The organism is Listeria tempestatis (assembly GCF_963575625.1).
Taxonomy (GTDB): Bacteria; Bacillota; Bacilli; order Lactobacillales; family Listeriaceae; genus Listeria; species Listeria tempestatis.
This window is the reverse complement of sequence record NZ_CAUYTK010000003.1, coordinates 239,045-260,492: the sequence shown is the minus strand read 5'-3', so window position 1 is coordinate 260,492 and position 21,448 is coordinate 239,045. Positions and strand designations below refer to the sequence as shown.

21 protein-coding genes are annotated in these 21,448 nt (G+C 38.4%); 18 read left to right on the top strand and 3 right to left on the bottom strand.

The window, feature by feature from the left end:
* Positions 1-43 precede the first annotated feature (43 nt).
* From R8923_RS06160 to R8923_RS06080, 17 genes are all read left to right on the top strand, one after another.
* Positions 44-2,083: a Na+/H+ antiporter gene (locus tag R8923_RS06160; RefSeq protein WP_485871882.1), complete on the top strand. Its 2,040-nt coding sequence runs from the start codon at positions 44-46 to the stop codon at positions 2,081-2,083.
* A 12-nt stretch (positions 2,084-2,095) separates the two neighbouring features.
* Positions 2,096-2,656, top strand: coding sequence for an LOG family protein (locus R8923_RS06155; RefSeq protein ID WP_485871881.1), 561 nt, complete (start codon positions 2,096-2,098; stop codon positions 2,654-2,656).
* 195 nt (positions 2,657-2,851) lie between these two features.
* Positions 2,852-3,394, top strand: coding sequence for a helix-turn-helix domain-containing protein (locus tag R8923_RS06150; RefSeq protein WP_485871880.1), 543 nt, complete (start codon positions 2,852-2,854; stop codon positions 3,392-3,394).
* 14 nt (positions 3,395-3,408) lie between these two features.
* Positions 3,409-4,503 (top strand): ABC transporter ATP-binding protein, encoded by a 1,095-nt coding sequence (locus tag R8923_RS06145; RefSeq protein ID WP_485871879.1) that lies wholly within the window; start codon positions 3,409-3,411, stop codon positions 4,501-4,503.
* Complete coding sequence (locus R8923_RS06140) at positions 4,503-5,312, top strand: ABC transporter permease (protein WP_485871878.1); 810 nt, start codon at positions 4,503-4,505, stop codon at positions 5,310-5,312. The genes R8923_RS06145 and R8923_RS06140 overlap by 1 nt, the downstream gene beginning before the upstream one ends.
* Positions 5,309-6,115, top strand: coding sequence for an ABC transporter permease (locus tag R8923_RS06135; protein ID WP_485871877.1), 807 nt, complete (start codon positions 5,309-5,311; stop codon positions 6,113-6,115). The genes R8923_RS06140 and R8923_RS06135 overlap by 4 nt, the downstream gene beginning before the upstream one ends.
* Entirely contained in the window at positions 6,112-7,185 is a 1,074-nt protein-coding gene (locus R8923_RS06130; protein WP_485871876.1) for an ABC transporter substrate-binding protein, read from the top strand. The genes R8923_RS06135 and R8923_RS06130 overlap by 4 nt, the downstream gene beginning before the upstream one ends.
* 221 nt (positions 7,186-7,406) lie before the next feature.
* A complete protein-coding gene (locus tag R8923_RS06125) occupies positions 7,407-8,390 on the top strand; it encodes a LacI family DNA-binding transcriptional regulator (protein ID WP_485871875.1) in 984 nt (327 codons plus the stop codon).
* Between the two features lie 116 nt (positions 8,391-8,506).
* The gene (locus R8923_RS06120) at positions 8,507-9,817 is read left to right on the top strand and encodes an ABC transporter substrate-binding protein (RefSeq protein WP_485871874.1); all 1,311 of its coding nucleotides are present in this window, start codon (positions 8,507-8,509) and stop codon (positions 9,815-9,817) included.
* Positions 9,818-9,873: 56 nt separating this feature from the next.
* On the top strand, positions 9,874-10,758 hold the full coding sequence (locus tag R8923_RS06115) for a carbohydrate ABC transporter permease (protein WP_485871873.1): 885 nt from the start codon (positions 9,874-9,876) through the stop codon (positions 10,756-10,758).
* Positions 10,755-11,603 carry a carbohydrate ABC transporter permease gene (locus R8923_RS06110; protein ID WP_485871872.1) on the top strand — a complete coding sequence of 283 codons (849 nt, stop codon included), beginning with the start codon at positions 10,755-10,757 and terminating at the stop codon, positions 11,601-11,603. The genes R8923_RS06115 and R8923_RS06110 overlap by 4 nt, the downstream gene beginning before the upstream one ends.
* A gap of 15 nt (positions 11,604-11,618) precedes the next feature.
* Positions 11,619-13,085, top strand: a complete 1,467-nt coding sequence (locus tag R8923_RS06105; RefSeq protein ID WP_485871871.1) for a glycoside hydrolase family 32 protein — start codon at positions 11,619-11,621, stop codon at positions 13,083-13,085.
* Positions 13,086-13,106: 21 nt separating this feature from the next.
* Positions 13,107-13,979, top strand: coding sequence for an ROK family protein (locus R8923_RS06100; protein WP_485871870.1), 873 nt, complete (start codon positions 13,107-13,109; stop codon positions 13,977-13,979).
* 148 nt (positions 13,980-14,127) lie between these two features.
* Positions 14,128-14,829, top strand: coding sequence for a carbonic anhydrase family protein (locus R8923_RS06095; protein WP_485871869.1), 702 nt, complete (start codon positions 14,128-14,130; stop codon positions 14,827-14,829).
* A 55-nt stretch (positions 14,830-14,884) separates the two neighbouring features.
* The gene (locus R8923_RS06090) at positions 14,885-15,427 is read left to right on the top strand and encodes an HD domain-containing protein (RefSeq protein WP_485871868.1); all 543 of its coding nucleotides are present in this window, start codon (positions 14,885-14,887) and stop codon (positions 15,425-15,427) included.
* 133 nt (positions 15,428-15,560) lie between these two features.
* Positions 15,561-16,436 (top strand): ROK family protein, encoded by an 876-nt coding sequence (locus R8923_RS06085; RefSeq protein WP_485871973.1) that lies wholly within the window; start codon positions 15,561-15,563, stop codon positions 16,434-16,436.
* 52 nt (positions 16,437-16,488) lie between these two features.
* Positions 16,489-17,418: a nitronate monooxygenase gene (locus R8923_RS06080; RefSeq protein WP_485871867.1), complete on the top strand. Its 930-nt coding sequence runs from the start codon at positions 16,489-16,491 to the stop codon at positions 17,416-17,418.
* Between the two features lie 59 nt (positions 17,419-17,477).
* Here R8923_RS06080 and R8923_RS06075 read toward each other — a convergent pair whose 3' ends face one another.
* A complete protein-coding gene (locus tag R8923_RS06075; RefSeq protein WP_485871866.1) occupies positions 17,478-18,107 on the bottom strand; it encodes a CPBP family glutamic-type intramembrane protease in 630 nt (209 codons plus the stop codon).
* Entirely contained in the window at positions 18,085-18,972 is an 888-nt protein-coding gene (locus tag R8923_RS06070) for a CPBP family intramembrane glutamic endopeptidase (protein ID WP_485871865.1), read from the bottom strand. The genes R8923_RS06075 and R8923_RS06070 overlap by 23 nt, the downstream gene beginning before the upstream one ends.
* A gap of 219 nt (positions 18,973-19,191) precedes the next feature.
* Here R8923_RS06070 and R8923_RS06065 point away from each other — a divergent pair, with 219 nt between their 5' ends.
* The gene (locus R8923_RS06065; protein WP_485871864.1) at positions 19,192-20,055 is read left to right on the top strand and encodes a helix-turn-helix domain-containing protein; all 864 of its coding nucleotides are present in this window, start codon (positions 19,192-19,194) and stop codon (positions 20,053-20,055) included.
* Positions 20,056-20,079: 24 nt separating this feature from the next.
* Here the strand turns inward: R8923_RS06065 and argH are convergent, their stop codons facing one another.
* Positions 20,080-21,447, bottom strand: coding sequence for an argininosuccinate lyase (gene argH / locus R8923_RS06060; protein WP_485871863.1), 1,368 nt, complete (start codon positions 21,445-21,447; stop codon positions 20,080-20,082).
* Position 21,448 lies beyond the last annotated feature (1 nt).

The following is a 21,448-nucleotide window of genomic DNA, read 5'->3' as shown; positions in this document are numbered from 1 at the left end:
TTTTGCGTTTTCGGGCATAATATTCTAGAGGAGGAGAAGTAACTTGGAGATATTCCTATTTGTATTACTACTATTAGTCGCTATTTTTATATCCAATTTACTAAACCGGTTTATCCCATTTGTTTCGGTCCCACTTATTCAAATTGGACTCGGGATATTAATTGCTCTCTTACCGATTGGCGCAGAAATAAAATTAAATCCAGAATTGTTTTTAGTCATGTTTATTGCACCACTTCTTTTTAATGATGGAAAAAGAACGGATAAGAAAGCGCTTTGGAGGCTTCGGACACCCATTTTGTTACTGGCTCTAGGTTTAGTTTTTGCTACGGTACTTATTATTGGTTACTTTGTGAACTGGATGATACCAACTATTCCGCTAGCTGCCGCCTTTGCACTGGCTGCTTCGCTAGCGCCGACTGATGCGGTTGCTGTTGGCTCACTTTCAGGACGCATTCATTTGCCAAAAAGAATTGTGAATTTATTAGAGGGAGAGTCATTAATTAATGATGCATCAGGTCTTGTGTCATTCCAATTTGCGATTGCTGCAATGGTTACAGGGATGTTTAGTTTGTTTAATGCCTCACTTAGTTTCCTTTTCATTTCAATTGGTGGTGTACTAGTTGGGTTAATTCTTAGCCTTTTAAAATTTCTATTTTTAAAATGGGTGCGCGGTCTTGGTATGGAAGATGTAACGTTTCATATGCTCATCCAAATTTTAACGCCGTTTTTAATTTACTTAGCTGCAGAAGAGCTTCATGTTTCTGGAATTTTAGCAGTCGTTGCGGCTGGTGTTGTTCACGCGGTTGAAGGAAAGAAAATGGATCCACAACAGGTGAAACTAAATGTTGTTTCAAAAAGTACGTGGTCGGTTATTGTATTCGTTTTGAATGGACTTGTTTTTTTAATCTTAGGGACGCAATTGCCGTCTATCGCAGAAGTGGTTTGGCGTGACTCAGGTATTAGTAATTTACAAGTGACAGTGTATATTTTACTCATTACGGCGGCGCTCATTTTACTGCGCTTTGTTTGGGTTTTTGGCTTTTGGCAGTTTGACCACTTTCGTAAAGCGAGGAAGACGAAACAACGGCCAGCGTTACGAACGGCTTTACTGACAAGTCTTTCTGGGGTTCGGGGAGCTGTAACGCTTGCTACCGCCTTATCGATTCCTTTTTTCTTAGATAATGGCGAGCGTTTCCCGCAGAGAGATTTACTTATTTTTATCGCTTCGGGTGTGATTCTTTGCTCGCTTTTGATTGCGACGTTTATTTTGCCAATTTTGGCGCATGGCAATGAAGCGAATGTGGGCGATTTACGGCTTGAGCGAGCAGTGCAAATTAAGATTTTGCGAAATGTCATTCGCGGTTTGCATGCTCAGATTACGCCTGAAAATAAAGCGGCAACGGAGCTTGTCATGCAGGAGTATCGCGGCCGGATTCATAGTCTCCAGCAAGGCGAGGCGAGGCGCAAAATGTCAGATGAGGAAAGAGCGAAGCGCCTGGAAATTATCGGCTGGGAGCGCGAAAACATGCAAGAACTGCGAGATAATGAACAAATTAGTGCGAACACGGTTTACCGTTATGAAAGCTATCTTGGTATGATGGAATCGGCTTTAAAACAAAAATTCTTTGCTCGAACTAAAACGTTTTTAATGTTTGCAAAACGCGCACTGAAACTTCTTTTACATCCGAAGAAATTTAGGGATGCGAAATTAAAAACTGAAAACACATCGGAAAAACAACAAGCTGCTTTTGCGGAAATGAAGTTTTTACGTGAGGAAAATGAAAAGTTAGTTATTCGTCGTTTGAAAGTACAAATTACAGATAAAAATATGGATTTAATTGGGCCGCTCATTACGGAGCATAAAATGTTCCTTGACCGTCTTGGTGAGGAAAAAATGCGGCCAGGCGAGCGTCCAAAAGCAAATCAAAAAACGCGCGAAATCGAATTGCTTGGCATTCAAATGGAGCGCGACAACATCCAAACTATGTTTGAAAATGGTAGTATCTCACGTGATTTAGCGCGTGATTTGAGGCAAAATCTAAATATGCTTGAAACCTACACGATGGAAGAAGAAATGGCGTAAGGGGAGATAAGATTGAATATTGCAGTGTATTGCGGTGCGAGTGTTGGCGAAAAGGCGGTTTATGCTGAAAGTGCCGCACAATTAGGGCAGTGGTTAGCTGGTTCTGGGCATAATCTGGTATACGGCGGCGGTAAAGTTGGCTTGATGGGTATTGTATCAGATACCGTTTTAAATGCTGGCAGAAAAGTTTATGGTGTCATGCCACAATTTTTAGTGGACCGTGAGATTGCCCATGACCAATTAACCGAACTTGTTATTACAAAGGATATGCATGAACGGAAAAGTAGAATGATGCAACTTGCCGATGTTTATATTGCACTTCCAGGCGGTCCAGGCACGCTTGAAGAAATTTCAGAGGTTGTTTCTTGGGGGCGTGTTTTGGAGCATCAAAATCCGTGTATCTTTTTTAACGCCGGAGGCTATTATCACTTGGTGCAAATGTTTTATGACAAAATGGTAGAAGACGGTTTTTTGACGGCAGAAGATCGTGCCAATATTTTATTTAGCGATGATTTTGCCGAAATTGAAGCGTTTATTGCGAATTATAAGGCCACAAATGTGAGACAATATTAAATGGTGAAATCCCTTTCGGGAGTTAGTTTTTGATTAACTTTCGGTGGGGATTTTTTTATTTAAAAAAGCTATTGAAGTTCAAAATGCTTTGTTGTATAATGAGTCTTGCTGTTACTAAACCTAAAGTTTAATTTCACTAAACAAGTGTGCTTTAGAGTTTAGAATAACTAAACTTCACGAAAGGAAAATGCGCGAATGGAAATTGGGAATCGAATTAAAAATTTACGACTGAGTAAAAATTTAACGCAAGAAGAATTAGGTGAGCGAACGGATCTTACGAAAGGGTATATTTCGCAATTAGAACGCGACCTTAGTTCACCTTCCATTGAGACGCTTTTCGCTATTTTGGAAGTATTAGGGCAATCACCAAAAGATTTTTTTGACGAAGAAGAAAGGCAACAAAAGGTAATTTATAATAAAGAGGAGCGAACTTTTTACGAGGATGCCGAGAAAGGCTACCGAATTGAGTGGCTCGTACCAGAATCGAACGAAAAAGAAATGGAACCTGTTCTACTGGAAATCAGTGCTAGAAGCTGTTTTAAACAATTTGAACCATCGCTTTCAGAAACGTTTGCTTACGTGCTAAAAGGGACAGTGACTGTGAAGTTAGGTGACAAAACTTATAAAGCAAAGCAAAATGAAACGATTTATTTTCATGCAGCTGATGAGCATCAAATTATAAATGACGGGAAAGAACCTGCCATGCTCATTTTAGTGGCAACAGATTCGTATTTGTGAGGGAGGAATAACGCGTGCAAGATACAATTATTCGCTTTGAAAATGTAACGAAACAATTTGATGACGATGCGCCAGTTTTGGACAATGTCAGCTTTGAAATAGAAAAAGGTAAATTTTATACACTTCTCGGGCCATCTGGTTGCGGGAAAACAACGATTTTGCGCCTTATCGCAGGTTTTTTAGAAGCGACAGAAGGAGATATTTATTTAAACGAGAAGAAAATTAACGCGATTCCAGCGAATAAACGCCCAGTTAACACTGTTTTTCAAGATTATGCGCTTTTTCCGCATTTAAACGTATATGAAAATGTTGCTTTTGGACTTAGAATTAAAAAATTAGCTAAAAAAGTAATCGATGAGAAAGTGAAAGAAGCACTTCGTTTCGTCAATCTTTCTGGCTATGAAAAACGCGAAATCAGTGAAATGAGTGGCGGTCAGCGTCAACGTGTTGCCATTGCTCGTGCCATCGTTAATGAGCCAGAAGTCATTCTACTCGATGAACCACTTTCCGCACTCGACTTAAAACTACGCACAGAAATGCAATATGAGCTCCGCGACTTGCAACGTCGCTTAGGCATCACCTTCATTTTCGTGACACATGATCAGGAAGAGGCGCTTGCCATGAGTGATGAAATCTTTGTTTTGAATAAAGGGGAGATCCAGCAAAGCGGGACGCCGATTGATATTTATGACGAGCCAATTAATCGGTTCGTGGCGGATTTTATCGGCGAATCAAACATTGTCCCTGGCAAAATGATTCAAGATTTTGAAGTGGAATTTGTCGGCCGTCATTTTGAGTGTGTCGACCAAGGCTTTAATCTGGACGAAACCGTAGAAATCGTTATTCGCCCAGAAGACCTAGAAATTACTGCCGCCGATAAAGGACAGCTACGTGTTAAAGTAGACTGGCTCTTATTTAGAGGTGTGCACTACGAAATGGGCTGCATCGATGTGGACGGCAACGAATGGCTTGTGCATACAACGAAAAAAGCTAAAATTGGCGATGAAATCGGCTTAACTTTTGATGCCGAAGCTATTCACGTAATGCGACTAGGTGAAACCGAAGCAGAATTCGACAAACGCCTAGAAAGCTACGACGAGGTAGAGTAATGACGAAACGTGCAAGAAATATGTATCTCGTCCCTTACGTTCTCTGGATTGTGCTATTTGTTATCGCACCAATTCTCCTCATCGTCTACTACTCATTTTTCGATGTGGATGGTAATTTCACGTTTGGTAATTACGTACATTTCTTTACACCTGTTTATATGAAAATGACGCTAAGTTCTTTCTGGTACGCGTTTTTGATTACCGTTTTTACACTTTTAATTTCCTATCCGACAGCCTATTTACTAACAAAACTTAAACATAAACAATTGTGGCTACTTTTAATTATTTTGCCGACTTGGATAAATTTACTCTTGAAAGCATACGCATTCATTGGGATTTTCGGGACATATGGCGCTGCGAACCAATTTTTGGAACTTATTGGCATCGGGCAAAAACAAATTTTGTTCACCGATTTTAGTTTCCTATTCGTCTCCACCTATATTTTTATCCCATTCATGATTTTACCCATTTTTAACGCGCTTGAAGAATTAAGTCCATCGCTCATCCAAGCATCTAAAGATTTAGGTGCATCTGGCTTTACGACGTTTTGGCGTGTCATTTTACCACTGACTGCTGACGGGGTAAAATCAGGTTGCCAAGCCGTATTCATACCAGCATTATCACTTTTTATGATTACCCGACTCATCGCTGGGAACCGCGTCATTACACTTGGAACCGCGATTGAAGAACATTTTCTCGTCACACAAGACTGGGGTATGGGATCGACAATCGGCGTCTTTTTAATCATTGCAATGATTTTAATTATGTTCCTAACTGGCTCAAAACGGAAGCGAGGTGTCCGTAAATGAAAAAGCGAAATTATGGGAATATTTACCTTATCATCGTCTTTATTTTGCTTTATGCACCGATTTTTTATTTAATGTTTTACTCTTTCAACTCTGGCGGTACAATGCATGGTTTTAAAGGATTCACACTTGGTTACTATAAAGAAGTTTTTAGCGATACGCGTCTTTTAATTATCGTCTTAAATACTTTTGTTGTCGCATTACTTTCATCAGTTATCGCAACAGCAATTGGCGTTTGTGGTGCACTGGCAATCAAATTCATGCCACGGCCTTTTGGGAAAAACTCACTTTTAAGCTTAAATAACGTCCTTATTGTTAGTCCTGATGTTATTATTGGCGCAAGTTTTCTAATTTTCTTTACGATTTTAGGAATTAAGCTCGGTTTCATTTCCGTCCTAGTTTCGCATATCGCTTTTAGTATTCCAATTGTCGTTTTAATGGTCTTACCGAAGCTACAAGAAATGAGTCCAACGCTCATCGATGCCGCTCGCGATTTAGGTGCCAGTCAGTGGAATGTGTTGTCGAAAGTCATTTTGCCATACATTGCGCCAGGCGTACTTGCAGGCTTTTTTATGGCTCTCACGTATTCGCTTGATGATTTTGCCGTCACCTTTTTTGTCACAGGAAATGGCTTCTCAACGCTCGCTGTCGAAATTTATTCGCGCGCGCGCCAAGGGATTTCCTTGTCCATTAACGCACTTTCCACTTTAATTTTCCTTTTCACCATTTTGCTCGTCATCGGTTATTATTTCATTAACCGTAAAAATGGCAATAAAGGAATCAGATCGGGGGCGACAAAAGAATGAAGGCACTCCTTAAAATTTTTATTCCAGTTCTCATTCTCGCTTTCGGAATGATGATTTTAGCAACCATGATGAACCGTTCTGAAGGATATTCAGGCGGTAATACACTTACGATTTACAACTGGGGTGACTATATCGACCCTGCTTTAATCAAAAAATTCGAAAAAGAAACTGGTATGAAAGTCATCTATCAAACCTTTGATTCGAATGAAGCGATGATGACAAAAATTGAGCAGGGTGGTACAACATTTGATATTGCAGTACCAAGTGATTATGCCATTAATAAAATGAAACAAGAGAATTTACTTATCCCGCTTGATCATACTAAACTTCCAAACGAAAAATATTTAGATACACGATTCATGAATCTTTCATTCGATGAAGACAATAAATATTCCATGCCCTATTTCTGGGGTACACTTGGCATCATTTATAACAAAAAGATGTTTCCAGATAAAAATTTTGATAACTGGGATTCGCTCTTTGACCCAGAACTCAAAAACCAAATATTACTCATTGACGGCGCACGAGAAGTTATGGGGCTCGGCTTAAATAGCCTCGGCTACTCGCTAAACGACACAAACGAGGCACACCTTGAGGAAGCTCTTTTGAAACTAGAAAAAATGACGCCAAATGTTAAGGCAATCGTTGGAGATGAAATCAAGCTTTTGATGGCCGATAATGAAGCTGGTGTGGCCGTCACATTTTCCGGCGAAGCGTCTGAAATGCTAAGTGAGAACGAGGATTTAGACTACGTTATTCCAAAAGAAGGATCCAATTTGTGGTTTGATAACATGGTCATTCCGAAGACCGCTAAAAATGTAGACGGGGCACACCAATTTATCAACTTCATGTTAAAACCTGAAAACGCCGCAATCAACGCGGAATATGTCGGCTATGCGACGCCAAACAAGGCAGCCATTAAACTTTTGCCGAAAGAAGTCTCGCAAGATAAACGTTTTTATCCAGATATGAATGAACTTGACAATTTAGAAGTTTACGACAACCTTGGCAAGCGCATGCTTTCGCATTACAATGAACTATTTTTGGAATTTAAGATGTATCGGAAGTAAAATAATAAGGCATTGCTATCGTTACATGGATAGCGGTGCTTTTTTGTTTTGAGAGGGTTGTGAATGTTTTAGGTACTTATCGTTTAAAATCTAGCGGAAGAGTTTATTAAAAAAGCAGCGGTCAGATATAAATTTTACTGAAAGCACTTAGCCATATTTTATATAAAAATTGGAATCGTTTCATTTTATTTGTTATGATAAGTAAATAAAGGAGTGATGATATGAAAGCAACGATGAAAGATGTCGCAAAACTTGCGAATGTGGGTGTTGGGACAGTCTCTCGTGTTATAAATGGTGTCAGAGTTAAAAAGATTACAAAAGATAAAGTTTTAGCGGCGATTGAAGAATTGGGCTATGAACCTGATGAGTATGCTAGGGGATTGAAGACTAATAAAAGTAATACAATAGCACTGATTTTACCAACAATTTGGCACCCTTTTTTCTCGGAATTTACCTATTTTGTCGAAGAGGCGCTTAGCAATTTAAACTACAAATTATTTCTATGTAACTCGGATGGTAACGCAGAAAAAGAAAAAGAATATATTCAAATGTTGAAACAAAGCAAAGTAGATGGAATTATTGGCATCACCTATTCTGATATTGACAAATATATTTCCTCTAACCTTCCTTTTGTCAGCATTGATCGACATTTCTCGGAAAAAGTAGCTTATGTGACTGCTGATAATTTTGTTGGTGGACAGTTAGCTGCCCAGGAACTGATTACGAGAAATGCAAAAAAACTTGCTTTTATTGGTGGGAACTCACCTTATCCAAATGAAACCAAAAACCGAAAAGAGGGCTTTGGAAGCTTTTGTGCTTCGCAAAATAAAGATGTAAAAATTTTAAATATGCTAGAACCTATTCAAGATTTAGAAACGCATCTAACTGCCTTTTTTGTTGAAAATCCTGATATTGATGGTATTTTTGCAATAAATGATTTTATGGCAATAGAAGTCATTAAAGTTTTAGAGAAATTGGGACGAACAGCGCCTCAAGATTATCAAATTATTGGTTTTGACGGGATACGAATCGCGCAAAAAAAAGATTTTTTACTGTCAACAATTGCACAACCTATCCCTGATATGGCGCGGAAATCCGTAGAATTATTGGTTAAGATGATAGAAGAAAAAGCTTTGCCGGAAAGAGTAGTTTTGCCAGTAAAATTTGTCCAAGGAAACACGACAGGAGAAAAAATAAAAAAATAAGTCATTTTGATATTGACAGGAAACGTTTCCAATGGTATTCTTTACCCAATAAAGGAAACGTTTCCATTTATATTAAAACAAAATGGAAACGTTTCAAAAAAGAGGAGGACTAGTTTATGAAAAAACATTTTTTAGGAATAATGACAGCGTGTGCATTCATTTTAGTGCTATTCAGTGGATGTAGTTCAGAATCTGAAGGGAAAAGTAGTGAGCCTGGAGAAATCAAAGTTTGGGTCCAATTTTCTGATGAAACTGCTGAAGGAAAAGCTTGGGAAGAAATTGTAGATGGCTTTAACAAAGAAAATAAAGGCAAGTATAAAGCTGTAACGGAATACATTCCGCGAAGTGGAAGCGGCGGTGGTTACGAAGATAAGGTAAATGCTGCTATTACAACGAACAGCTTGCCAGACGTCATTACGTTAGATGGTCCAAATACAGCAGCATATGCGGATTCAGGAGTTTTAGCACCACTGGATGACTATTTAAAGGATGCAGATATGGACGATGTTTTAGATAGTATTATTGAACAAGGAACCTATAAAGATAAATTTTATGCGTTTGGTTTTTCTGAATCTAACGTAGGTGTTTACTATAACAAAAAAATGTTTGCAGATGCTGGAATTACGGATGCAGAATTGCCTACATTAGATAAGCCATGGACATGGACAGAATTTCAAGCTATTTGTAAAAAGCTAAAGGATAAACACGGAGGACCTGCTATTGATCTTCAATTAGCGTCAGGTGATGAGATGCTTACATATGCCTATACACCTTTTGTATGGTCAAATGGTGGAGATGTTGTGAATAAAGCTGGCACAAAAGCTGAAGGGATTTTCAATGATGAAAAAACAGTAGAAGCGCTTAGTTTTATTCAAGGACTTGTGAAAAAAGACTATACGACGATTAGCCCGGTCAAAAAGGGTTTTGAAACAGGAAAATATCCAATGCTATTAAGTGGTTCATGGGCAATGGCTGATTTGGATGAAAACTATAAAGATATTGAATATGGAATTTTACCTTACCCAGTTTCAGATAATACGAAGGAACTTGTTTCCCCAACAGGTAGCTGGCAATTAGGCATGACAAGTAAAACCGAGAAAAAGGACGCAGCTGCAGCCTTCATAAAATATGCAACGAACACGGAATCTAGCCGAATTATGAGCTTAGGAAATAGTGTCTTGCCAATTCGTAATTCAACCATTGAATTAATTAAGGATGATGTTTCAGAAAATATGCGCTTCCTCATGGAACAAAACCAAAAGTCAGGGCATGCCCGACCAGTTGTTGTGGCTTATCCTCAGGTTTCAAGAGCCTTCCAACAAGCCGTGCAAGATATTAGTTACTACGAGGAAAATCCAGATGTAGAGAAAGTGGCAGATACGAAAGCAAAAGAAATGCAGCAAGCTATTGATACTTCATTAAAATAAGTAACTTAAAGGGTGCTTGGCACAGGCTAAAGTACCCTCTTTAAGGGGGAACTATTATGCAACAAAAAGCGAATGCAAAAGAAACGATTATAGGTTACAGTTTTTTGGCACCAGCCCTTATTTTATTAACAGTTTTTTTAATTATTCCTGTGGCGATGGTATTTTACTATGCTTTTACAGATTATTATTTATTAACACCAGATGCGAGACAATTTATCGGCTTTGCTAATTTTAAACGTTTATTTAATGATGAGCTATTTATCAAAAGTATATGGAATACGGGGAAATTTGTAATTTGGATTATTCCTGTACAATTAGGTGCTGCACTAGGAATGGCATTAATCATAAATAAAAAAAGAAAAGGGAATATGTTTTTTAAAGTAGCTTTCTTTGCGCCAGTTGTCATGTCGCTAGTTGTCATTTCTGTCTTATGGCTTTATTTATTAAATCCAAATGATGGCTTAATTAATACCTTACTAGGTAAAATTGGTATTCCCGCACAGCCATTTTTAACTAGTCCTAAACAAGCGATGTATGCCATTGTTTTTGTTTCCGCATGGCAAGGTGCAGGCTATCAAATGTTGCTATTTTTAGGCGGCATGCAAAATATTCCACAAGGCCTTTATGAGGCAGCGGAAATTGACGGCTTTTCAAAATTCCAACAATTCCGCTATATTACGTTGCCGCTTTTAAAACCGACTGCTATTTTTGTATTGCTTACAACACTTATTTCCGCCTTCAAGTTAATTGTCCAGCCAATGGTAATGACCCAAGGAGGGCCAATGAATTCAACTATGACAATGGTTTATTATATCTACCAAACAGGCTTTACAGACCGATTAGTTGGCTATTCAAGTTCCATTGCACTGCTCTTTACGACCATGATTGGGATAATCACAATTGTACAAAGAAAGCTTGTCAAGGAGGATGAAGACGTATGATGAAGAAATTTGGACCTTTGCGACTAATTGAGTATATCTTATTGATCTTACTTGCTGCTTTGTTCGTATTTCCGATGCTTTGGATGGTTGTATCATCTATGAAACCAGAAGCAGATGTTTATAAAAATTTAAGTTCTTTAGAAGCTTTTTTACCTAGCTTAAATCCAGCCAATTGGTTTAAAACCTATCAAGAAATTTTGAGCCGCTTTAGTATTGGCACCTATTTGTTAAACAGTATTTTTTATGGTGTTACTTTTGCTTTTGGGTCTATTATTGTCAACTCGTTAGCAGGCTTTGCTTTTGCCAAAATAAATTTTAAAGGGAAAAAAATTATTTTTGGCTTATTATTGGCATTATTAATCATACCCGTTGAAACAGTGCTAATTCCACAATTCACAATTGTCAATTCATTAGGATTAGTAAATAATCGACTTGCTGTAATACTACCTGCAATGGCGAGCGTATTTAATATTTACTTGTTTAGAAATTTTTTCATTGCGATACCAGAAGAAGTGATTGAGTCTGCAAAATTGGACGGCGCAGGTATTTTTAAAATCTTTCTTCGAATTATGCTACCTATGTCGAAGCCAGCAATTGCGACTGTAGGTGTACTTTCGTTTATCGGAAGCTGGAATGATTATATCTGGCCGCTAATGGTGTTAACTGACCGCAGTAAATTTTCGATGCAGGTTGCTATTACAACAATTAATACGACACAACCAGTTTATATTAATCAAGTGATGGCGGTATTAACAATTTCAACGATTCCGCTAATCATTGTCTATATTGTTGCACAAAAGTATATTTTACAAGGGCTTGGTGGTTCTGGTACAGGAATCAAATAGCCCGAGGAGGGAAAAATGAAATCACTCATAAAAGCTAATCATTATATAAAAGAACATTCAAAAGAAGTAGTTAAACAATATCGTAATCATTTCCACTTGATGGCACCTATTGGCTGGATTAATGATCCAAATGGATTCATTTATTTTAGAGGAGAATATCATTTGTTTTATCAGTATTATCCATATGATAGTGTCTGGGGTCCTATGCACTGGGGACATGCAAAATCAAAAGATCTTCTTCACTGGGAGCATTTACCAGTAGCGCTAGCCCCTGGTGAGGCCTATGATAAAGATGGCTGCTTTTCTGGAAGTGCGATTGAAAAAGACGGTCGACTTTATTTAATGTACACAGGACATAATGTGATTGACGGACAAGTTAGACAAGTACAATGCTTGGCTGTTTCAGATGATGGTATTACGTTTGAAAAGTATGAAAAAAATCCTATTATTTTTGAAAAACATATTGCTAATATAGCGCCAATAGAAGATTTTCGTGATCCAAAAGTATTTCAAAAAGACAATCATTTTTATTCGGTTGTTGCTTCAAGAACAACGGATAATAGAGGACAGATTCTTTTATTTGAATCAGAGGACCTTCTTGACTGGCAGTTTAAATCCGTTTTATTGGAAGGAACAGAGCAACAGGGGATTATGTGGGAATGTCCAGACCTATTCCATTTGGATAGCAAAGATGTACTGATTATGTCCCCCATTGAAATGCCAAAACAAGGATATTCCTATTGGAACACTAGCTCGACAGCTGCATTTATCGGGACTGTGGACTGGGAGAATGGGAAATTCACTGTTGAAAATTTTCATGAAATTGATGCTGGACTGGATTTTTATGCCCCACAAACTTGCCTAGGTGATGAAAGAAAGCGGATCATGGTAGCATGGATGCAAATGTGGCATCGTACAATACCTAGTAAAGAGCTAGAGCACCACTGGTCAGGAACAATGACTTTGCCAAGAGAGCTTCGGGTAGAAGGAAATCGACTTTGTCAAAAACCAATAAAACAACTGACTAACGCAACAAATATTCATTTTCAAAAGAAAAATATTTCTATTGATGAATCTTTAAAAGAGTTTGAAGGGGTGATTTCAGACCAAACATATGCCCAACTCGCTTTTGAAATTTTAACACCTCAAACAATTAGGATAGATTTTGCTAAAGGAGAAGAAAGGCTGAAAATATTGTATTCCTCAGATGAAGCATTGCTCACAGTTAGTAGAGAAGACATAGGTTGGCATATCGACGGAAATGAAGGAAGCTCACATCACACTCGTAGTATGCATACACCTTTAATAGATGGGAAATTAATTTTAGAGATTGTGCGAGATACGTCGTCGGCAGAAATCTTTATTAATTCAACTAGTTCTATGACTTTTACCTTTTATGAAAAAAATAAAGGGCATAATTTAACGATTTCATCAACGGATAAAGCTACGCTAACCAATATTCAGGTGGGAGAAATAGAGTAACCAGAAGGGAGAATGGAATAAATGAAACTTTACGGCGCAATTGAAGCTGGAGGTACAAAATTTGTATGTGCAGTCGGCAATCGTGATTTAGAAATCATAGAACAAGTTAGTTTCCCTACCAGAGCCCCGAACGAAACAATGGAAGATGTCATTCGTTTTTTTAGCAAATTTACTAAAGAATTACAAAGTATTGGAGTAGGCTCTTTTGGACCAATTGATATACGGCAAGATTCTGAAAGTTATGGTTACATCACCTCCACGCCTAAGATTTCTTGGCAGTATTTTGATTTTGTTGGAACCTTAAAACGACATTTTAATTTGCCCATTGCTTTTACAACAGATGTTAATGCCGCCTGCTACGGCGAATATGTGAAAGGAAACGGTCTAGGTTTTTCTAGTGTGGCTTATTACACCATTGGTACGGGTGTTGGCGGAGCTGTTTTACAAAATGGAGAATTTATTGAGGGATTTAGTCACCCAGAGATGGGCCATATGCTTGTAAATAAACATCCAAAGGACTTTTTTGAAGGGAATTGCCCTTTTCATAAAAATTGTTTAGAAGGAATGGCTGCTGGACCAACTATTCAGAAACGGTACGGGAAAAAGGGTCAAGAGTTAGTAGAGAATGATGCGTTTTGGGAAATAGAGGCCTATTATATTGCTCAAGGCGTCTACAACACGACTTTGTTATTTTCGCCAGATATTATTATACTAGGTGGCGGTGTAATCAATCAGCGGCATATACTTCCAAAAGTTCATTCAACTTTTTTTGAGTTAATGAACGGTTATGTCAAGACGCCAGATATGGCAAACTACGTTGTAACGCCAAAATTAGGTAATCAAGCAGGGACAATTGGTTGCTTAGCTTTGGCTAAAAAATTATTGAGTCAATAGAAATAATATTTTAGAGTGAGAGGAGCAAGTGATTCTTCTCTCTTTTTTTGTGAAAAAATTAATTTGTTTTTTCGTAAGCATCCCAATTGTAAATTAGTCAACTTTTTTGCTACAATATTTGTAAGTTCGTTAGAAATGGGGGATAACTATGCCTGCTTATGAGATAAATTGGTCGTATCAAGGCGAGAAAGGGCCAGAGAACTGGGGACATATTTGTTCCGATTTTGAAATTGCGCAAACTGGAGAAAAACAATCACCAATTAATATTCTGACTGAAGAAGTCAAAATTGTAGACGGAAGTCCGATCGATTTCCACTATACAAATACAAACTTTACAATAAAACGTGTGGAAAATTCTGTGCATCTTTTTCCGCATGAACATAACCAATATGTCACATTCCGTGATGAGAAATATACGCTTCAAGCTTTCCACGCACATATGCCAAGTGAACATCATTTAGACGGAGAAAGTTACCCAATTGAGTGGCATTTTGTTCATGAGAATGCGCGCGGGGAAAAATTAGTTATTGGGGCTTTCATGGAAGTTGGCACGAACATTTCCATTGATTTAACCAATGTCAGACGTGCTTTTCCAGAAGTTTTCAAAGAATTTGGTATCGAGCGTGAGCTAACACTCAATGTTTGCGACTTTTTACCCGAAGAAAAAGCTTTTTTCTCCTATGAAGGGTCGCTAACGACACCGCCAACTGTGGAGGGCGTTACATGGATTGTGCTTAAAAACAGACGTGTATTTGGGCATGTGGCACATAAGGCGCTTGAAAAAGTTATTGGTGGTACGAACCGCCCGATTCAAGAGTTAAACGGCCGCCAAATTACGTTTCATAATTAAAAGTAAGACGCAATTTTTTTGCGTCTTATTTATGACAGAATGAGGATGATGACAGATGTATGAAAAAGCCGTAAAAATTGCTCGAGACGCACATAAAGGTCAAAAACGTAAAATTACAGGTGAAAAATATTTTTCGCACCCACTAAATGTAGCGCGCATTTTGCGTCAGGCTAAGATGCCCGAATACGTTGTCGTAGCTGGGCTTCTTCATGATGCAGTGGAAGATACGATGCTTACATTAGCTGATATTGAGCGGGAATTTGGCGAGAAAGTTGCAAGACTTGTAGCAGCTCACACGGAGGATAAATCGCTTTCTTGGGAAAATAGGAAAAGTCACACCATTCATGTCGTCGAAACAGGCGACCTAGAAGTGAAATCCCTAATTGTTGCCGATAAATTAGACAACTTAACCTCGATCAAGTACGCCCTTAGCTCAGAAGGCAATCGAGCATGGACGTATTTTAAACGTGGCTATAGTGAGCAGAAGTGGTATTACACGAGTGTTGCAGAAGTGATGTTGTGTGGCCTTTCAAAAGACGAAGTGCCAGCTTTTTTCGGACAATATGCGCGACTAGTCAAAACGGTTTTTCGAAGCTAAATTTTTGGATTTAATTATCTGTTTTTTTAGGTAAAAAGAATCAAAAACAGTAATTTTCTAAAAATAGTTTTGCGTTTTTAAAAAAATGCGGTAAGATGTATTTGAAAACGTTTTATATGGGAGGAAATGAATGATGGTATATGGAGCGATTGAAGCTGGTGGCACAAAATTTGTTGTCGCGGTTGGTGATGAAAAAGGTCGAATTATAAAGCGTGAAACCTACAAAACGACGGAACCCGCGGAAACGATGCAACAAGTAATTCAGTTTTTCAAACAATATGAAAGCGATTTAAAGGCGATTGGCGTAGGTTCGTTTGGTCCAATTGACATTCGAAAAGACAGCGTAACTTATGGTTATATCACGCATACACCGAAGCTCGCTTGGCGAAACTACAATATTATCGGGGGACTTAAAGCAGAGTTTAATGTACCGATGGGCTTTACAACAGATGTAAATGCAGCGGCACTTGGTGAAGTGACACTTGGTGCGGCGAAAGGACTTAACAGTTGTATTTATGTGACGATTGGCACTGGAATCGGTGGTGGTGCAGTCACTCAAGGCGAGATTTTAGAAGGATTCTCTCACCCGGAAATGGGGCACATCATGGTAAAACGCCATAAACACGACCGTTTCACAGGGAATTGTCCCTCACATGATGACTGTTTGGAAGGACTCGCGGCAGGCGGAGCGATTGAAAAACGTTGGGGGCAAAAAAGCGTCACACTTGCCGAGAACGAAGAAGTCTGGAACCTAGAAGCGCATTATTTAGCGCAGGCGGTTATGAATTACAGTTTAATTCTTTCACCCGAACGAATCATTTTAGGTGGCGGCGTCATGAAACAGCGCCAATTATTCCCACTTATTCGCCAAAAATTGAAAGGTCTCATGAATCAGTACGTGCAGCTACCACCACTTGATGAGTACATCGTTCCACCGCTTCTAGAAGACGATGCTGGTATTACAGGCTGTGTGATTTTAGCTGTTCAAACGTATAAAAGAGAGTTTTAAAACGGGGATATTTTTGGTATAATGTGAGAAAATACACATTTGGAGGATTACCATGTCAATTACTACTTTACTGGGAATTAAATACCCCATCATTCAAGGGGCGATGGCACAAATTGCGAAGGCACCACTTGTTTCTGCTGTTTCAAATGCAGGTGGGCTTGGCATTATCGCATCAGGTGGCATGAGTGCGGATGATTTGCGAGCTGAAATTCGAAAAACGAAGGCACTCACGGATAAGCCATTTGGCGTTAATTTAATGCTCATGATGGAAAATATTGAGGAACTTACGGACGTCTTAATTGAAGAAGACGTTAAAATCATTACAACTGGTGCGGGCACACCAAAAAGTTTCATGCCCATTTGGAAGGAAGCAGGTATTATTGTCATGCCAGTTGTTCCGTCTGTTATGATTGCTAAACGGATGGCGAAGCTTGGGGCGGATGCGATTATTGCGGAAGGTACGGAAGCTGGTGGGCATGTCGGCGAAACGACGACGATGGCTTTGTTACCGCAAATTGTAGATGCTGTCGATATACCCGTTGTCGGGGCTGGTGGCGTTGCAGACGGGCGGGGGATTGCGGCTTGTTTTGCGCTAGGCGCAGAAGGCGTTCAGGTTGGGACCCGCTTTTTAGCAACCGATGAATGTCCTGTACACCCTAACTTCAAGGCTGCTATGTTAAAGGCAAGTGATCGTGATACGACGGTCACGGGTAGAAAAGCGGGCGCGCCTGTGCGTTCGATTAAAAACAAAATGATTAAAGAATACTTGCGTCTGGAAGAGGAAAATGTCGACCGCGATGCCCTTGAAGCACTGACACTTGGTTCATTACGAAAAGCCGTCTTAGAAGGCGATACGGAAAATGGTTCTATTATGGCTGGTCAAATTACAGGGATGATTACGGAGGTGAAACCGTGTAAAGAAATCATCGATGAAATGATGCGTGATGCAAAACGTGCGGCGGGGAGTTTATCTATCGAATAGGGGAAGTGAAAAATAAAGCACCGCTATGTGTTAACCTTATATAGCGGTGCTTTTTTATTCTACAATAAAAATGTTATAGTATCGAATAAAATATGGATAATCCACGGAACGATAATCGTGTTTGATTTTAGTCCTGCTTCATTGTATAGCAATCGAGTTATACCTTGGAGGGTAAAAACATGTAACAACGTAACAAAAAAATCTCCGTTCCAATAAGTTAAAATATGCATGAAAGCAAAACATAAGGCACTCACGATATTTGCAATCAAAAGTTTATGAGGATAATTTTTTAGCCCTTTAGCAATTAATAGCAGGATAAAGAAAGTGATTAGTTCTTCGCCAAGTAACATAAAAGGTAGTGGCACCCACGGGACATGTTGCGCTACTACGTTTTCTTTTAAGTTGAGATGTAGCTCCATGATTAAAAAAAAGCTGATGCCTAAAGGGATAATAATGGAGAGTGGAAAGAAAATCAAAAAATTTCTTATCGGTTTGACGGGTCTAGAGAAGAGAAATAGAGTATGTTTTCCGAATGTAATCCAGAAAGCAATTAGACCAGAAAGCATTAAAGAGTAAGGAGCAAGTGTTGGAATCCATCCAAAGCTTAGATTGAAAAAACCTATTAGGATAATTAGTATTCCAATGATACTATTTTTCCATTTTATATTAACGTCTATGAGTTGATCCATTTAATACATCTTCCCATTTTTTATTTTTGATAAAATAAAGCACAATAGCAAACAATATTAAAGTGACTAGCGTTACAGAAAGTCCGCCCTCAAAGCCAAAATCTCCACCGTTCAAAAGGGAGTGCGCTTTGTTTCCGACAGTAGTAATAATGGGTGAATAGATTGGAGTACCACTAATTTCTACACCGAATATTGGTCCGACAGTAAAGTTCCAAGCGGTATGGACAGCAGCTACTAAAAAGATGCTACTTGTGTAGTAAAATAATGTTGAAAATAAAATGCCAACTAAAAATAAATTAATACCAGCAAAAATAGTGAATCCACTATTGAAAGAATGCAACAATGCGAAAATAATAGAATTGATAATCATACCGGCTAAGACGCCTCGTTTAGATGCGATACTATTCATTATAAAACCGCGACAAACAGTTTCCTCCATAAGGCCTTGGAACATAAAACCAATAAAAGAAAAAATGATATACCACCACTGGATAGACGAAAAATCAAATGTGACCGTTATAGAATTAGTGAGAAGATTAATAATAAATACACTACTAATGAAAAGAAAGCCTATCATGATGCCAATCAAATAATTTTTACCTGCATTTTTTTTAATAAATCCTAAAGACTCAGGTGTTCGCTTTTCGACTAACCGGCAGTATAATAAAACAACTAGGATGATGCCAATTGTTGAGATATTGTCATAAATTTCGCTCCATCCAGGATTTGAAATATATGTTGAAAAAGAGCTTAGTAGAGTTTGTGTTAAAATGGCAATCACTAATCCGGCAACTACGGTTATGCCAAGGAAGCCTCTTCTTTCCTGTTTAGTTAATTGAATGGACTCATTGAACGGTATTTTCAATTTTGTAATCTCCTTTATACATTTTTAATAATATAGCCCTATAGATTTGTTGATAAACTTGATAATACAGGATTTATTATCTTATAGATGAAATGGTCTTATATGTTGGACTAAGTTTTTTATCAAAAATAGATGAGGCGACTCGAAAGAGAGAACGAGCATTGTTTAGTTAAAAAATGAGTTTTTGGGGTAAATATTCTCTGAAAAGGAGTGGTTTCTGTGAATTTTGGATTTGCTATAAGGGACATTCGACAGAAGAAAGGTTTTTCTCAAAAGGAAATATATAATGGGATTATTTCAAAGTCATACTCGATTGAGTTTGAAAAAGGGAAGCACAATATTTCAACAACTTTATTAATTGAGATATTGGATCGTCTTTCCATGGATATAGATGAGTTTTTATTTATATATAGAGGATATCTTTTAAATTCATATTCAGATTATATTTACCAATTATCAAAATACTCGAATTTACACGATGTGAAGTCTTTAAATAAATTATTAAATAAGCTCTTAGAAAAGGATGACCTTGTGAGTCGTGTTCGTTGTGCGGAAGTTCGCTGTCGTATTCACTTCATCGAAAACATAAAAGATCCAAAAAAAATTGATACTAATCGTATTTTAGTGGAAGACAGGCGATTGATTCAAGACTATTTAATGAGTATTGAAACGTGGACATTACAAGAAGTTCAATTGTTTGGAAATACAATTGAATTTTTAGATTTTGAAATGCATTTCCCGCTATTTAAAAGTTTATCAAAATCACTTAACCTGTATACTGACTATGATAAAGGGCGAGAAATATTTTGTGCGATGTTAGTAAATTTAATCACACAAGCAATTAAACATGGTTATTTAGATTATGCAGAGGTATTAAATCAACAGTTAAAGCTTCTAAGCACAAGCTATAAAGAATTTTTTCACCGAACCCTTGCAGTTTATTTTGATAAAGTTTTCGCTTTTAAACGGGACAACCATCAAGCGAGTTATCTAGCAGCTAAAGAAATTTTATCCATGATTTTAACTTGTGGACAAACATCTATAGCAAATGAGTTAATCATTTTGCTGAATGAAGAAACATAATTTGAGAGAGCCGAAAGAGGCTCTCTATTTTTCTTTCGCTTTTTGAATCGCTTCCCGCACTGAATCAAACCCAGTTCCGCCGTATGAAATGCGTTTTTCTACGGCTGTTTTTGACGATAGCGCTTCATAAATATCAGTTTCAATTAGCGGAGAGACAGTTTTATAGTCTGATAGCGGAATATCTTGCAAGAAAATGCCTTTTTTTGTGCAGTCCAAAACGAGTTTTCCAACGATTTCATGGGCAGCTCTAAAGGGAATGCCTTTTTTGGCTAAATAATCAGCAAGCTCAGTCGCATTTGAGAAATCTCTTTCAGTCGCTTTTTGCATCACTTTTTCATTCACTGACATTGTGTCAATCATGCCAGCGAAAATAGCGAGGCTTTTTGTGACAGTCCAGGCAGTATCAAACATGCCTTCTTTGTCTTCTTGAAAATCCTTATTATAGGCGAGAGGAAGGCCTTTCATAACGGTTAGGAGTGAAAATAAATTTCCGTAGACCCGTCCAGTTTTCCCCCGAATAAGCTCTGCCATGTCGGGATTTTTCTTTTGTGGCATGATAGAGCTACCAGTTGAAAAGGCATCCGTTAGCGTAATAAATTGAAACTCATGGCTCGTCCATAAAATGAGCTCCTCGCAAAAACGCGACAAGTGCATCATTAAAAGTGAGGAATGGCTCAAAAATTCGATAATATAATCGCGGTCACTTACGGCGTCTAAACTATTCGTATACATATTTTTAAAACCTAATAGCTCTGCGCTATACGCGCGGTCAATTGGGAATGTTGTGCCAGCAAGTGCAGAAGCTCCGAGCGGTGAATAGTCGATACGCGCCAAATTTTCCTGAAAACGTTCCGCATCACGCGAAAACATGTTGTAATAGGCCATAAGATGGTGCGCAAACGAAATCGGCTGCGCATGCTGTAAGTGCGTATAGCCAGGCATAATCGTTTCCACATGACTTTCTGCTTTTTGGATTAACACGAGTTTCAAATGTTCAAGCTCCGCTAAAATATCGCTTACCGCGCGTTTTAAGTAAAGGTGCATATCGGTCGCCACCTGATCGTTGCGACTTCTCGCCGTGTGTAGCTTACCTGCTACCGCACCAATTTCATCATGCAGCAACTTTTCAATATTTAAATGAATATCTTCATTCTGGATAGTAAACGAGAGCTCCCCTGCATGCAATTTATGTTGTAACGTAAGAAGACCCGCTTCAATGGTTTCGGCATCATCATGTGAGAGTATCCCAGTTTTTTTAAGCATTTTCACATGCGCCAGACTACCTGTAATATCCTCATCTGCTAGCTTTTGGTCGAAAGAAATCGAAGCACCAAACGCATCAATCCAGTCTTCACTTACGCCGTCAAAGCGGCCGCCCCAAAGTTTTTCCATC